General features: G+C 43.4%; 13 protein-coding genes. 10 read left to right on the top strand and 3 right to left on the bottom strand.

The annotated features are described in order from the left end of the window. Nucleotides 1–138: 138 nt before the first annotated feature. Nucleotides 139–816 (top strand): uracil-DNA glycosylase, encoded by a 678-nt coding sequence (ung, locus tag BSQ33_RS05120; protein WP_088133516.1) that lies wholly within the window; start codon nucleotides 139–141, stop codon nucleotides 814–816. Nucleotides 817–918: 102 nt separating this feature from the next. Beyond that, nucleotides 919–1470 (top strand): hemerythrin domain-containing protein, encoded by a 552-nt coding sequence (locus BSQ33_RS05115; protein WP_088133515.1) that lies wholly within the window; start codon nucleotides 919–921, stop codon nucleotides 1468–1470. 39 nt (nucleotides 1471–1509) lie between these two features. Here BSQ33_RS05115 and BSQ33_RS05110 read toward each other — a convergent pair whose 3' ends face one another. Beyond that, complete coding sequence (locus BSQ33_RS05110) at nucleotides 1510–1689, bottom strand: DUF3545 family protein (RefSeq protein ID WP_072956086.1); 180 nt, start codon at nucleotides 1687–1689, stop codon at nucleotides 1510–1512. Nucleotides 1690–2362: 673 nt separating this feature from the next. Between BSQ33_RS05110 and BSQ33_RS05105 the strand changes: the two genes are divergently transcribed. The 7 genes from BSQ33_RS05105 to deoD all read left to right on the top strand — a co-directional run bounded on the left by BSQ33_RS05105 (nucleotide 2363) and on the right by deoD (nucleotide 9481). Continuing rightward, nucleotides 2363–3790, top strand: coding sequence for an alanine/glycine:cation symporter family protein (locus BSQ33_RS05105; RefSeq protein WP_088133514.1), 1428 nt, complete (start codon nucleotides 2363–2365; stop codon nucleotides 3788–3790). A gap of 164 nt (nucleotides 3791–3954) precedes the next feature. Beyond that, nucleotides 3955–4728, top strand: coding sequence for a peroxide stress protein YaaA (gene yaaA / locus BSQ33_RS05100; protein WP_088133513.1), 774 nt, complete (start codon nucleotides 3955–3957; stop codon nucleotides 4726–4728). A 19-nt stretch (nucleotides 4729–4747) separates the two neighbouring features. Continuing rightward, complete coding sequence (locus tag BSQ33_RS21800; RefSeq protein WP_198298153.1) at nucleotides 4748–4891, top strand: DUF5363 family protein; 144 nt, start codon at nucleotides 4748–4750, stop codon at nucleotides 4889–4891. Continuing rightward, the gene (locus BSQ33_RS05095) at nucleotides 4875–5705 is read left to right on the top strand and encodes a TatD family hydrolase (protein ID WP_088133512.1); all 831 of its coding nucleotides are present in this window, start codon (nucleotides 4875–4877) and stop codon (nucleotides 5703–5705) included. The genes BSQ33_RS21800 and BSQ33_RS05095 overlap by 17 nt, the downstream gene beginning before the upstream one ends. A gap of 766 nt (nucleotides 5706–6471) precedes the next feature. Beyond that, on the top strand, nucleotides 6472–7734 hold the full coding sequence (locus tag BSQ33_RS05090; RefSeq protein ID WP_088133511.1) for a NupC/NupG family nucleoside CNT transporter: 1263 nt from the start codon (nucleotides 6472–6474) through the stop codon (nucleotides 7732–7734). Nucleotides 7735–7947: 213 nt separating this feature from the next. After that, nucleotides 7948–8727, top strand: coding sequence for a deoxyribose-phosphate aldolase (gene deoC / locus BSQ33_RS05085; RefSeq protein ID WP_088133510.1), 780 nt, complete (start codon nucleotides 7948–7950; stop codon nucleotides 8725–8727). Nucleotides 8728–8761: 34 nt separating this feature from the next. Continuing rightward, entirely contained in the window at nucleotides 8762–9481 is a 720-nt protein-coding gene (deoD, locus tag BSQ33_RS05080) for a purine-nucleoside phosphorylase (protein WP_088133509.1), read from the top strand. A 43-nt stretch (nucleotides 9482–9524) separates the two neighbouring features. On the opposite strand, the gene BSQ33_RS05075 is transcribed toward deoD, so the two are convergent. Further along, nucleotides 9525–10136: a YtjB family periplasmic protein gene (locus BSQ33_RS05075; protein ID WP_088133508.1), complete on the bottom strand. Its 612-nt coding sequence runs from the start codon at nucleotides 10134–10136 to the stop codon at nucleotides 9525–9527. 102 nt (nucleotides 10137–10238) lie between these two features. Here BSQ33_RS05075 and serB point away from each other — a divergent pair, with 102 nt between their 5' ends. Then, nucleotides 10239–11180, top strand: coding sequence for a phosphoserine phosphatase (serB, locus tag BSQ33_RS05070; protein WP_088133507.1), 942 nt, complete (start codon nucleotides 10239–10241; stop codon nucleotides 11178–11180). A gap of 73 nt (nucleotides 11181–11253) precedes the next feature. On the opposite strand, the gene BSQ33_RS05065 is transcribed toward serB, so the two are convergent. Beyond that, nucleotides 11254–13602 carry a PilZ domain-containing protein gene (locus BSQ33_RS05065; protein ID WP_088133506.1) on the bottom strand — a complete coding sequence of 783 codons (2349 nt, stop codon included), beginning with the start codon at nucleotides 13600–13602 and terminating at the stop codon, nucleotides 11254–11256. Between the last annotated feature and the right edge of the window lie 70 nt (nucleotides 13603–13672).

Raw genomic sequence — 13672 nt, 5'->3', positions numbered from 1 at the left:
GTATCTGGGCCGGGGGGACGTCATCGCAGTGTCGTGCCACCACGAGGCCGATAAAACGAATTCACATCTTTGCAGGTGCAACTCGATTCTTTTTATGAGTAGAATAGAGCCATTCTCGACATTACTTTAGGATGGTTCATGACAAACTCACTGACGTGGCACGATGTAATCGGTGCGGAAAAACAGCAGCCTTATTTTCAAGAAACGCTGACCTATGTAGAAAAAGAGCGTCAGCGAGGAAAAGTTATTTATCCGCCAGCGAAAGATGTGTTTAATGCATTTCGTTATACTGAATTCAGTGACGTCAAAGTTGTCATCCTCGGACAAGACCCGTATCACGGGCCGAATCAGGCTCATGGACTCTGTTTTTCTGTCTTGCCGGGGGTGAAAACACCGCCTTCCTTAGTCAATATGTATAAAGAACTTGCTCAAGATATCCCCGGCTTTTCGATACCGGAACATGGTTATCTGAAAAGTTGGGCAGAGCAAGGGGTATTTCTGCTCAATACGGTTTTAACTGTCGAACAAGGTCAAGCTCATTCTCATGCTGGCACTGGCTGGGAAACGTTTACGGACAAAGTCATTGCAGAAATTAACCAGCATCGTCAAGACGTTGTCTTTCTCCTATGGGGAGCTCATGCACAGAAAAAGGGACATTTTATTGACCGTCAAAAACATTGTGTTTTGACCGCACCGCATCCTTCTCCTTTATCGGCACATCGCGGCTTTTTTGGCTGTAAACATTTTTCTAAAGCAAATCAGTATCTTCAAGAACATGGTGAGACCCCGATCAACTGGCAGCCAATTCTGGACTAGGGTACCGTAGCGAAAAATTGTATTTTTTACGACCAGAATCAAATCAGCCCCCGGATAAGTTATATACAATTTGTTTATCACATTATGAACCGGAGAGGCGACATGATGATAGAACGGATTCGTCGGGAACATGGTTACATGACCCGTTTATTAGCCATCCTCAAGCGGAAGTTGCAAAGACTGAAGAATGAACAGGCAGTCAATTATTCCCTGATTAAAGAGATTGTCGATTATTTGTGTTCACATTCAGAAGCTGCCCACCATCCAAAAGAGGATTTAATCTACCAGTACTATATGGAAAAGTACGGGGAAAGGGAGTATATCGCTGATCTGGAAGCTGACCATCGTAATTTATCGGAGAAAACGCATCAGTTTCTTGATGTGATCGATATGATTTTGCAGGATGTGATTGTACCTCAGGATGTATTCATTAATCAGTTATCTGATTTTATTGTGGAACAGAAACGTCACTTGGATTTGGAAGAAAAAGAAATTTTGCCGCTGATTAAGCAGACCTTTACTGTGGAAGATTGGCAGCACGTTGAAGGACAATGGACGCAAAACGAAGATGACCCCGTTTTCGGCGAGACCATTGCAGATCGATATAAACAGCTTGCTCAGCTCGTTAGAGAAGAGATGCTGGAAAGCAAATAAGACGAAAAAAGGTTCCCATTCGGGAACCTTTTTACTTGTTTAGATATCGATATCATCAAGTTCAAGACTGATATCCATCTCCATTAATTCTTTCTGTAATCGGCGTTTATCGCGTATTGCTTCTATTTCTCTCCACATTCGCTTGGTTGGTTTAGAGCGGGTTACACGGATTTTACTAATCTCTTTTTCAAGTATATCTTCAAAGTGCAAATCATCCATAATTAGCCTCTTCTATTATGTATGCTCTATGACGAAATCTGCTCTGTATGAGTCTTAAATATCACAATCGCAGTAAGTATATCTATGATATGTTTCTCATTTGTTTCGATTTGATGACTTATTTCTGAACAAAGATCCCTATTTTTATGCTGAGGAAAATAAAATTGTACGTTTTTTGTTCTGTTGAGCGTCGCGAGTATACTGCAAATTTTTCTGAGATTGTTAACAAACTTGAGTGATCGACAACTGAATGTGTCAATGTTGAGGTGATGTTTCAAGCGGATCTGGTGACTTGTCTCCGGTAACGTCTTAGGTAACTGTCAACATTGGTGAAACGCTTGAATCATGCAATGCCTCTGTCGCTCTAAAATTCGCTTTTTTTAACGGGTTTGTAAAGCATTATTTTAAATGAATGTTATTTTTTTGTTTTTCATTTGTTTTATTTTGTTGTGAATATGATGATAGAAATAGCCTGTGCGAACAGTGTTGTGTATTGATTTTTTATTTGTTCGATAGCATTATCTTCCGCGCTGAGTGAATGTGTTTGCGATTTATTCGGATATATATGCGAGGGACAACAGGGACTGTTGCTAAATTAAATTATTATAAGATAGGGACATATCAAGTGATGGTGTAGAGCAATCTTATGCTCTGAACTCTTAAAGAGGTTCTTGTGACAGACTTAATCAATTTATTAAATGACCTGCTTTGGGGGTCAATCCTTGTTTATCTATTGGTGGGCGTCGGGATTTACTTTACTATCCGACTTGAATTTATTCAAATTCGTCATTTCCGCCATATGTTCAGTGTGCTGAAAAATAGCCGTAAATCAGATAAGGCAGGCATTTCTTCTTTTCAGGCATTATGTACCAGTCTTGCTGCCAGAGTCGGAACCGGAAACATGGCAGGCGTTGCCGTGGCACTGACTGCCGGTGGGCCGGGCGCCATTTTCTGGATGTGGATGACTGCGATGGTCGGGATGGCAACATCCTTTGCCGAAAGTGCATTGGCGCAATTGTATAAGACTAAAGATCGGGATGGTAATTATCGAGGTGGTCCCGCCTATTACATGGAAAAAGGCTTGGGCATGCGTTGGATGGGGGTTCTGTTCTCCATTTTCCTGATGATTGCATTCGGTCTGGTGTTCAACGCCGTGCAAGCCAACTCGATTACCAATGCTATGAATACCGCGTTTGGCTATGAACCTATGTATATCGGCGTTGGTATTGTGATTTTAGCCGCGTTTGTGATTTTCGGTGGTATCCGGAAAATTGCCCGCACGGCTGAATTAATTGTTCCGGTAATGGCTCTGGCCTATTTGGCGATTGCGGTTTTCATTCTGCTGACGAATCTTGATAAGCTTCCGGCAGTCTTTGGTCTGATTTTTAAAAGTGCTTTTGGTTTTCAGGAAGCTGCTGCCGGTGGTCTGGGTTATATGATTGCTCAAGCCATGATCAATGGTGTCAAACGTGGCCTGTTTTCAAATGAGGCAGGGATGGGGTCTGCCCCGAATGCGGCTGCAACGGCTACACCGTATCCACCGCACCCGGCTTCTCAGGGCTATGTTCAGATGCTAGGCGTGTTTATTGATACCATCGTGATCTGCTCTGCTACAGTTGCGATTATCTTGATGTCAGGTGAGTACGTGCCACATGGTGAAATCACCGGGATTGAATTAACGCAGCGTGCGCTGGATTCTCAGGTCGGTGGATGGGGCAGTATTTTTGTTGCCTTTGCCATTTTCTTTTTTGCTTTCACGTCCATTATTGCCAACTATTCCTATGCTGAAACTAACTTAGTGTTTCTGGAACACAACAATAAAAGAGGCTTAGCCATTTTCCGGGTGGTTTTCCTGGCGATGGTGATGTTTGGTTCTTTAGCTACACTGCCGACTGTTTGGTCAATGGCGGATGTTTCCATGGGACTGATGGCAATTGTGAACCTGATTGCGATTCTGTTGCTATCCGGTATCGTGGTGAAATTGGCAAAAGACTATAACCGCCAGTTGAAAGCCGGAAAAGTACCGACCTTTAATGTGAAGGACTACCCTGAATTGCAATCTCAGTTAGAAGAAGGCATTTGGGAAAACCCGAAAGATTAATTATCGGTAAAACCAATAGTAAGGATTGAAAAAGCCATGCAGACAACGCATGGCTTTTTTTGTACGCTATGCAATAGAACGTGTCAGATTCACCGTGATCCGGTTCGTTATGACCGTCATACATATAACATCAATATAATGATCAGCAGAGAAAGGAATAGAGTATGTTAATCGTCGTTTCCCCCGCTAAAACCTTGGATTATGAGTCGCCTTTAAAGACCGATAAACATACGCTCCCTGAATTGCTCGAACATTCAGAAGTTTTAATCGATGTCTGCCGTCAGCTCACCCCGGCTGATATTGCTTCACTGATGAAAGTGAGTGATAAGATTGCCGGTCTCAATGTCGCCCGATTTGCTGAGTGGGAGAAAACATTCTCTTTTGAAAACGCTCGTCAAGCGATGCTGGCATTCAAAGGGGATGTTTATACGGGCCTTGAGGCGGAGACCCTTTCTGATGATGATCTGGATTATGCGCAGATGCATTTGCGGATGTTGTCTGGTCTTTATGGTTTACTGAAGCCTCTTGATTTAATGCAGCCTTATCGGTTGGAAATGGGGACCAAACTGAGCAATCCTCGTGGTAATAATCTCTATCAGTTTTGGGGGAATGTGATTACGGAAAAGCTCAATGAGGCGATTCAGGCGCAGGGTGATGACATTTTGGTCAATCTGGCTTCCAACGAGTATTTTAAATCGGTTCATGTCAAATCTCTGGATGCTCAAGTGATCACGCCAGTGTTTAAAGATTGCAAAAATGGTCAATATAAAGTGATTAGCTTCTATGCGAAAAAAGCAAGAGGCATGATGGCTCGTTATATCATTGAGAATCGGATTTCCTCTGTCGAGAAATTGTTGGACTTTGATGTTGCCGGATATCGCTATGATGCCGGAGAGTCCACGGCAACAGAGTTAGTCTTCAAACGGGAAGAACAATAATTGTTCGGAGGATAGGCTGATGTGGCGTTGGTTAAAACGTTGTCTGGCGCGTTACGATAATTGGTGTCTGCGTATGGGCTTAACACCGGCACAAAAACGAAGTTGCGTGCCTTATCGAAGTGAAACGACCGATGCAAAGCAAGAGCATGACCAAGATCGTTAAGCCTCGATGGTCTGATACACCTCGGTTGTTTGACACACATTGTCACTTTGATTTTGAGCCATTTCAGTCTGAAAGCTCGTTACACTGGCAGCAGGCATCTGATGCCGGTGTTTCTCGTATCCTGATTCCTTCGGTAGGGATCAGTAACTGGGATGCGGTACAAGAACTGACTACCACCGCACCGCAGCAATTATTCTATGCCCTTGGTTTCCATCCTTATTTTTTAAATACCGATAGCGCTGAAATGAGCTGCGCTGAACGCATAAGTTTTCTGGAAGCTCGTCTGGCTGTTTCTGATGAAAATTGTGTGGCAATCGGAGAGTGTGGATTGGATGCTGTTGTCGATGTTCCGATGGCGCTTCAGGAAGCTATCCTTATTGCTCAACTGAGTATCGCCCAGCATGCCGGATTACCGGTGATTCTCCATAGTCGTAAGACCCAGTCACGCTTATTACAGTTGATCAAACAACATCAATTTACCCGTGGTGGTGTATTACATGCCTTTTCAGGGAGTGAACAGCAAGCACAGGCATTTATTCAACTGGGATTTAAAATTGGCATTGGTGGTGTGATTACTTATACAAGGGCTGCCAAGACACGCCGCACTGTTGCCCAGCTTCCGATAGAAGCTTTGGTACTAGAGACGGATGCCCCGGATATGCCATTGTGTGGATTACAAGGGCAGTCAAATCATCCCAAATATTTACCACTGGTGTTGCAGGCTTTGGCACAACTGAGGGAGTGTGCAGTGACAGATATTGCTGAGCACTTATGGCAAAATAGCCATCAGGTCTTTGGCCTTGACACAGATTGAACAAAATTCAACCACGAAAGATCAACAGCCCCTAGAAACTGAGCGATAAGTCCCTTCATTTTTCACCTTTATGTTTCCATATCCCTCTATTGAAATCCGATTCTTGGTCTACCCTTAATATCAACATATTCACTGAATGCATTTATAAATACATCGATAGGTAGACGGTCAGTCTATCGATGGCGTTAATAAAAGAATGGCTTTTTAATATAGATCACATTTTTATTGACGTTTAATGTGGTATTTAATTGTTCGTGTTCATTTTTTGTTAAAATCAGCATGTTTTATAGTAAAGGATGTGGTTTTTTTGAGACTCACATCATTTATTTTTTGTAATTTGATTGGTTTTGTTTCATTCTGGTGCAATTTCAAGGATAAGAAAAATCAACCTCAAATAGTTGATATTTCTATATAATATAATATTTGATATGCCACAAAATTCTCAAGTGGTTTATCTGATATAGTTATTTTTACTGACTGATTCTATTTTTTGGTGCAATCGTTGGATATCTGCAAATTGTCGTGTTGTATGTTGATCGCATACAACCTCACTTGTGTGATGTTGATTTTTTGTTAACTGATGATGTTGAATGGTTTTTAGTCGGGCAGTTTTTGTGATTAGCATCAATAATTGTGGTGAATGATTTTTCTTTTGTGGATAAATGTGTGACCCGTAATTGCTTTTGATTTGGGGCACCGTATAATCCGCAACCGAAATGTCTTCCTCCTCTCAAACGAATAATTCACGTATAAGGATTCATAAACTATGGGCTTGTTTATGAGCTTAGTGGGAATGGTTGTTCTACTTGGAATTGCCTTCCTGCTTTCAGATAATCGTAAAGCGATCAATTTTAGAACGGTTGGTGGCGCTTTTGCCATCCAATTTTTAGTAGGTGGTTTTGTTCTTTATAACCCTTGGGGACGCGATCTTCTGGCGGGGTTAACCGCTGGTGTGCAGAACGTCATTAATTACGGCAAGGACGGTACCGGGTTCTTGTTCGGCAGCTTAGTCAACTTCTCGGTTGATGGATTGGGCTTCATCTTCGCGTTTCAAGTGCTTCCTGCTGTTGTATTCTTCTGCTCTTTAATTGCTGTACTGTATTACATTGGTATTATGCCGGTTGCCATTAAAATCATTGGTGGCGCGTTGCAGAAAGCATTGGGGACATCTCGTGCTGAATCCATGTCTGCTGCTGCAAACATCTTCGTCGGGCAAACCGAGGCGCCATTAGTCGTGCGTCCTTACGTACCAAAAATGACACAGTCTGAGCTATTCGCCATCATGTGTGGTGGTCTCGCTTCGATTGCGGGCAGCGTACTTGCCGGATATGCTGCGATGGGTGTTCGTTTGGAGTTTCTGGTCGCCGCGTCTTTTATGGCCGCACCGGGTGGTTTATTGTTCGCGAAAATTATGAAACCCGAAACTGAAACGCCACATGCTCAAGAACTGAAAGATTTTGATGAAGGGAATGACAAACCATCGAATTTGATTGATGCCGCAGCAAGTGGTGCATCGACAGGGATGCAGCTGGCGTTGAATATCGGTGCCATGTTACTAGCGTTTATCGGCTTGATTGCTTTAGTGAATGGTATGCTTGGCGGTATCGGTGGCTGGTTTGGGATGCCTGAACTCTCTTTGAACTTACTTCTTGGCTGGTTGTTCTCACCATTGGCCTTTATCATTGGTGTTCCTTGGTCTGAAGCCACAACGGCCGGTTCATTTATTGGGCAGAAAATTGTTTTGAATGAGTTTGTCGCTTATTCCAACTTTGTGCCTTACATGGGTGATCATGCTCAGCTTGTTGCTGCGACAGGGCAAGTGATGTCAGAGAAAACAACTGCAATTATCTCTTTCGCCTTATGTGGTTTTGCGAATTTATCTTCAATTGCCATTTTGCTTGGCGGTTTGGGGGGCATCGCACCAAACCGGAGACATGATATTGCCCGGATGGGTGTGAAAGCGGTCGTTGCCGGCACATTATCGAATCTAATGGCTGCAACGATTGCAGGATTCTTCCTCTCTTTTTAGTAAAAGAGTCGGGTGAATACTGATGATTCAGTGCCTCAGGGTCGAGACCTTGAGGCCTTTTTTATTTGTGACGATTTTAATCGCCAATAACATAATGAGATACAAACCGATTGCGTGATCGGTAGCGGGGTTATTCTCCTATATCCCTGACTTGTTGGTGAGATAAAATGGTTGGATGTCGATTTGAGATGGTTTATTAAAACGGAGTGGTGTATGAACGAATTACAGTCTGCGGCTCAACGGGCGTTAACCTTAATGGATTTAACTACGTTGAATGACGATGATACTGAAGAAAAAGTGATTTCATTGTGTCAAAGTGCGAAGACGCCTTTTGGTACAACCGCTGCTATTTGTATTTATCCTCGCTTTATTCCTATCGCTAAAAAAACGCTCCGGGAGCAAGGCACACCGGATATCAGGATCGCAACAGTTACCAACTTTCCTCACGGACGGGATGATATTGAATCTGCGCTTGCTGAAACCCGGGCTGCGGTTGCTTATGGTGCGGATGAGGTCGATGTTGTTTTTCCTTACCGTGCTCTGATGAACGGGGATGAGCAGGTTGGTTTCGACTTAGTCAAACAATGTAAAGCGGCTTGTGGTGATCATGTACTGCTAAAAGTGATTATTGAAACGGGTGAATTAAAAACAGAAGCACTGATTAAACAAGCTTCTGAAATCGCGATTCGCGCGGGGGCGGACTTTATTAAAACATCAACCGGGAAAGTGGCAGAAAATGCAACACCTGAGTATGCCAAGATGATGTTGGAAGTCATTCGCGATCTGGATGTCGCTGATAAAGTTGGTTTTAAACCAGCCGGTGGTGTTAGAACGACACAAGAAGCTGAACTTTATCTGTCGATGGCTGATGAGATCATGGGTGAATCATGGGCTGACAGTCGCCACTATCGTTTTGGTGCATCCAGTTTGTTAAATGCCTTATTGGCAACATTGGAAGGCACAGAAGTTTCTCAAAATTCTGATTCATATTAATCAGTGTGATCTGATAGTTAGTTAAGGAGAAAAAATGGCTACGCCACATATTAATGCTGAAATGGGAGATTTTGCCGATGTCGTCTTGATGCCGGGAGATCCACTGAGAGCAAAATATATTGCTGAAACCTTTTTAGATGATGTCGTACAAGTTTGCGACGTGAGAAATATGTTCGGTTATACCGGAACGTATAAAGGGCGGAAGATCTCTGTGATGGGACATGGTATGGGGATTCCATCTTGTTCTATTTATGTCACAGAGCTGATTAAAGATTTTGGTGTCAAAAAAGTGATCCGGGTTGGCAGCTGTGGGGCGGTTCGTTCAGATGTTCATGTCCGTGATGTGGTGATCGGAATGGGTGCTTGCACCGATTCAAAAGTCAATCGTATCCGCTTCAAGAATCATGATTTTTCGGCTATCGCCGATTATCAGATGGTGAAAGCGGCTGAAGAAGCGGCCAATGCACGCGGTGTTGATGTGAAAGTCGGTAACCTGTTTTCTGCCGAGCTATTTTATACACCGGATCCAGACATGTTTGATGTGATGGATAAATACGGCATTATCGGTGTAGAGATGGAAGCTGCCGGTATTTATGGTGTGGCTGCCGAATATGGTGCGAAAGCACTCACAATTTGTACCGTATCCGATCATATCAAGACTGGTGAACAAACCACCTCTCAAGAACGTCAAACGACATTCAACGACATGATTGAGATTGCGCTTGAATCCGTGTTGATCGGTGATGCGCAGTAAGACTTGACTCTATAGAGTGATTAAACGTGCAGGGTGACAGTCGTCATCCTGCATTTTTTAACAGTAAATTCTCGCCTTGACGGGTGCGTCTTTTCTGACGACGGAGTAATAAGGTCAGTAGAATACCGCTGGTAAAGCTTGCCAAGATCATTAAATACATATAACGATCACTTTTTCGGTAATGGTGATCAGAGATAGCTGTCACTTTCCCCGTTTCAAAAGTAATACGAATGAAACCGATCACGTTATTGTCGTGTAACACCGGTTCAACCAATTGTTGTCTGCCAATACTCGCCGTTTTCAGCGGAGTATCCAGACCTAAAACATCCCTGACGCTGAGCGCTGAATCGCTGGCGGCAACTTGCACACCTTCTGCATCATAAATTGTTGCGTCAAACACTAATCGATCTCGCGCCAGTTGATTGGTCAGCGATTTCAGTTTTTCTTCATCCTGCTCTGCTAAAAAGCTACTGGCCGTAAGTGAAGCCTGTGAGATCAGTAGTTTGGTCAGGGTTTCCAACTGATTAGTCTGAATTTTTTCATTACCTTTACTTATCATCACGCTGTTTTCTGCCGTAAAGACAAACATCATGACAACACTGAGGACAGCAATGATGCGTAGAACTACGCGTAGCGAAAACAGGGAACCACTCATTGTACCTTAACCACAAGAATTTTTATCAGAAGTCATATTGATACTTGCGTTTTTAAATTGCAATAGGTTAACGTCGGGTTACTTTCATTACAGAGAAATTTCATGAACTCGCAAAAGACATTGTTAATCACGCAAAAGACGGCACTCGCAGAACAGTTACAGCAACGGATACAAAATGTTCAGGCGAACTGGATTTTATACAGTGCCTCCCTGTCTCCTGATTTTTTTACTCAGTTTGATGAATTAACCGGCATGTTCAATCCGATCAATCGGATTTGGCGAGTCGGCCACTATGATGTTGCTTTAATGGCAGGTGATTTAACGGTCTCTCATGAAAACATCCTTCAACAGTTGCAGGTTGATTATGCCCGTGTTGACGCGCTCCCCGATTTAAGCCAACCGGGTTTGTTACTCATGGATATGGACTCGACAGCCATTCAGATTGAATGTATTGATGAAATCGCCAAACTGGCTGGGGTTGGTGCTGAAGTCTCAGCCGTTACAGAGCGCGCGATGCAGGGTGAGCTCGATTTCGAGCAGAGTCTCCGTCAGCGAGTTGCTCAGTTGACCGGTGCGGATGCAAATATTCTTGCACAGGTTCGGGCGGTGCTGCCTTTGATGCCGGAGTTGCGTGAGTTGATCTCAGCGTTAAAAGATTTTGGTTGGCGAACCGCAATCGCATCCGGTGGCTTCACTTATTTTTCTGATTATCTGCAAGAGATGCTCGCGCTGGATTTCGCGCAGTCGAATGTACTAGAAATTGTCGATGGTCAACTGACGGGTAAGGTATTAGGTGAGGTTGTTTCTGCGCAGACCAAAGCTGATATTTTACGTAACCTGACAAGGCAATATGATCTGCAGTCGGTCAACACCGTTGCAGTTGGTGATGGGGCGAATGATTTGGTGATGATGGATGCTGCCGGATTGGGAATTGCGTTCCATGCGAAACCGAAAGTTGAAGCTCAGGCCCAGTCTGCGATTCGCTATGCGCAGTTGGGCGGTATTCTCTGTATTTTATCGGCAAGCCTGGTATTACGGTCTTAATCAATCGGGTTACCCTCTTCATGAGCGGCAAGATACCAATGGTATTCGTATCTTGCCGCCTTCCGATGCTGAACTAATTGACTTCCAAACGAAGTAGTACCTCTTCGGTAATATCAAAAAACTCACCATAACCGACAATCGAAGCAATTGATTTTTCGATATTTTTGGCATAGTGCATATTAATCAGTGATAATTCATCCAGATCGGAACGTAGCAATTTTGCCACTGGGTGGAAAACCGCAATTGCACAATATCTGAGAACATAAATATCCCCCATAACTAACGATTCCTGAATAAAAGAGATTCGTTCCTGGATGGTTGTAAAATCAGATAATAAGCGCGTTTCAATCGATTGGACCCGGTTACCGAATTTCCTGACGGAGAAATAGATATCAAAATGGTGAGGTTGTGCGCCATTAACATGTTTCATCGGTTGCGCGATCAGGGTATTACTATGTCCTTTAAAAATCGGATCCAGCGACATATAGCCTTCCCCGTGTCCAAGTTTTGCCAGCAACACCTGATAGGGTTCGAGTGGACTACTGACCCCAATGGCGGTGGTTTTGAGATAAGCGCCCTGTCGCTCGACAAAGATTGGTGAGCAGACAATCTTATCCAAGAGAATATGATGCAGCCCCTCAAGTAGTTCTAAGGAGGGGCGTACTTCGTCATTTTCGATCAATTTATCTCGATTACTCTCAATTAATCGATTGAAAAAACGAATGATTTTTATCGTTTTACTATCTTCCTGAATAGCAAGCTGGATTCGCTGACCATTTGGCGTGATGCGGGCGACTTGATAGGGGACCTGATCCAGCGGTAATTTCTTGTTATAGAGTTTGAGTTCAATAAAATCGACCTTGATCGGATCACCGACCTTCAGAACAATGGGCGTTTCAAGAGTGATGTACACGCCCCGTTTGGACAGGTCAATGGTTTTGCCGCTGATGAGGTCACCTTGAGCGGTTTCGATCGAGACCGGTGAGTTCAGCCGATAGCGGGGCTCTTTGCGCTGAGAGCGGGCATCAAAGAAGATTGAAATAGGATAACCATTTACTTTTCTTGGATGGCGGAAAATATTTAATTCACTGCTGGGCATTTTCGGTTTATCGACCAGCTGGTAATCTGCAGCGGTTTCTGGATTACTGACTTCTTGTAAGATCCCACAGTGAGTCAGCGAAGAAAGATGCTTGGTCAGCTCCGGTGATTCGGTGGCAAGACTTTCCCGTTCCTGAGCGCTGAGCTCAAACATTGAGACTCGGAAAGCTCGCCAAGACTCCTTTTTGGCACCGATATGCCAAAATAATTTGCGTAATTCGGGTGTTGTTTCTGACTTCATCATGGAAAAAAATAAACATTTTTCTTGATAGTCATGTTTAAAGGTATAGAGGGTATTACTACTTTCGCTCACACCTTGTTTCGCAAGAAGCGACATCCGTTGCTGGTTAAATAGATTACCCAGCGACTGCTGATTTCGCTCATCATGCCAATACTGCCAGATATTGTGGTTGCTTTCGGTCAAAAGGACAACTTTGAGCTTATCTCCCTCAAAGAATACCGGAAGCTGACAAGCATGTTTCAGAAATGTGTGTTCGTAAGCTCGGGTTCTGGCCCGCATGATCTTGTCTTGATTATCGTGACGCGCTTTTTGCGTTTCATTGAACAGGTGTTCCTGAATGACTTGCTCAATCACCTGTGTGTCGGTCAGTTTGATCAATCGAAGAAATTTTACCGCATCATTTTCAAGAGATTCATCGATACCGAGTATACGGTACTCAACTGGAGATTGGAGGGCTTCAAGGTGCGGGTGTTTTTGTTCTAGTTCCGAGAAATAAAGTTGGATGCTTTCTCCCAGTTTATAATCAAATGCCGCTGGCACTTTAATTTTTGCGCCAGAAGGAGAAAAATCGAGTGTGACCGCAACAACCTTCTGTCCATTTGATAAGGTTATATCAACCTGTGAAGCAAGCTTCATCCGGTTTTCTCGGCGCTTCAGATCGTAGCCTAATTGAATCGTCTCCACTTCAAAAGGACTATCTGAATCGGTAAGACTGGGCTGGTTGTCGGTATTTCTCTCTTTCATTACCCGAAAATTATTACGGGTATTATAAAGAGCTTCCCACACGCCTTCGGTATAACCACCAAATTTTTTGATATATTTGTAATAGTCATTAAAAGCGACATCATCGAGCCAGTGACGTAGGCCATTCAGGAGATATTCTCGACATTCACCCTGAACACGGCCACGGAGATCAACGATCTTGGTGCAAGGCCCCATGACTCGATTCAACTCCATTTTGACAAGTAATTTGACAGAGGGCTGTTCACCTTCTGTCATCTGTGACAGAATTTTTTCAAAATCCTCTGACTTATAAGCTGGAATTAATTTTTCCGCGATAGATCTAATTTCTGTTTTTTGCATAATTATTTATGATGTCCACGCTCTGAAATAATTATCGGCTTTTTTGGTCAATAATTTAATGAGTTATTTG

The sequence above is a fragment of the Vibrio gazogenes genome (assembly GCF_002196515.1).
Classification (GTDB): Bacteria; Pseudomonadota; Gammaproteobacteria; order Enterobacterales; family Vibrionaceae; genus Vibrio; species Vibrio gazogenes_A.
Note: the sequence above shows the minus strand (reverse complement) of the source record. Positions and strands in the feature narration are given on the sequence as shown.

Coding starts and splice junctions, on each gene's coding strand:
- BSQ33_RS05115 (WP_088133515.1), top strand. CDS start 919: ATGATGATAGAACGGATTCGTCGGGAACATGGTTACATGACCCGTTTA.
- BSQ33_RS05075 (WP_088133508.1), bottom strand. CDS start 10,136: ATGAGTGGTTCCCTGTTTTCGCTACGCGTAGTTCTACGCATCATTGCT.
- ung (WP_088133516.1), top strand. CDS start 139: ATGACAAACTCACTGACGTGGCACGATGTAATCGGTGCGGAAAAACAG.
- BSQ33_RS05095 (WP_088133512.1), top strand. CDS start 4,875: ATGACCAAGATCGTTAAGCCTCGATGGTCTGATACACCTCGGTTGTTT.
- serB (WP_088133507.1), top strand. CDS start 10,239: ATGAACTCGCAAAAGACATTGTTAATCACGCAAAAGACGGCACTCGCA.
- deoC (WP_088133510.1), top strand. CDS start 7,948: ATGAACGAATTACAGTCTGCGGCTCAACGGGCGTTAACCTTAATGGAT.
- BSQ33_RS05110 (WP_072956086.1), bottom strand. CDS start 1,689: ATGGATGATTTGCACTTTGAAGATATACTTGAAAAAGAGATTAGTAAA.
- yaaA (WP_088133513.1), top strand. CDS start 3,955: ATGTTAATCGTCGTTTCCCCCGCTAAAACCTTGGATTATGAGTCGCCT.
- BSQ33_RS21800 (WP_198298153.1), top strand. CDS start 4,748: ATGTGGCGTTGGTTAAAACGTTGTCTGGCGCGTTACGATAATTGGTGT.
- BSQ33_RS05065 (WP_088133506.1), bottom strand. CDS start 13,602: ATGCAAAAAACAGAAATTAGATCTATCGCGGAAAAATTAATTCCAGCT.
- BSQ33_RS05090 (WP_088133511.1), top strand. CDS start 6,472: ATGGGCTTGTTTATGAGCTTAGTGGGAATGGTTGTTCTACTTGGAATT.
- deoD (WP_088133509.1), top strand. CDS start 8,762: ATGGCTACGCCACATATTAATGCTGAAATGGGAGATTTTGCCGATGTC.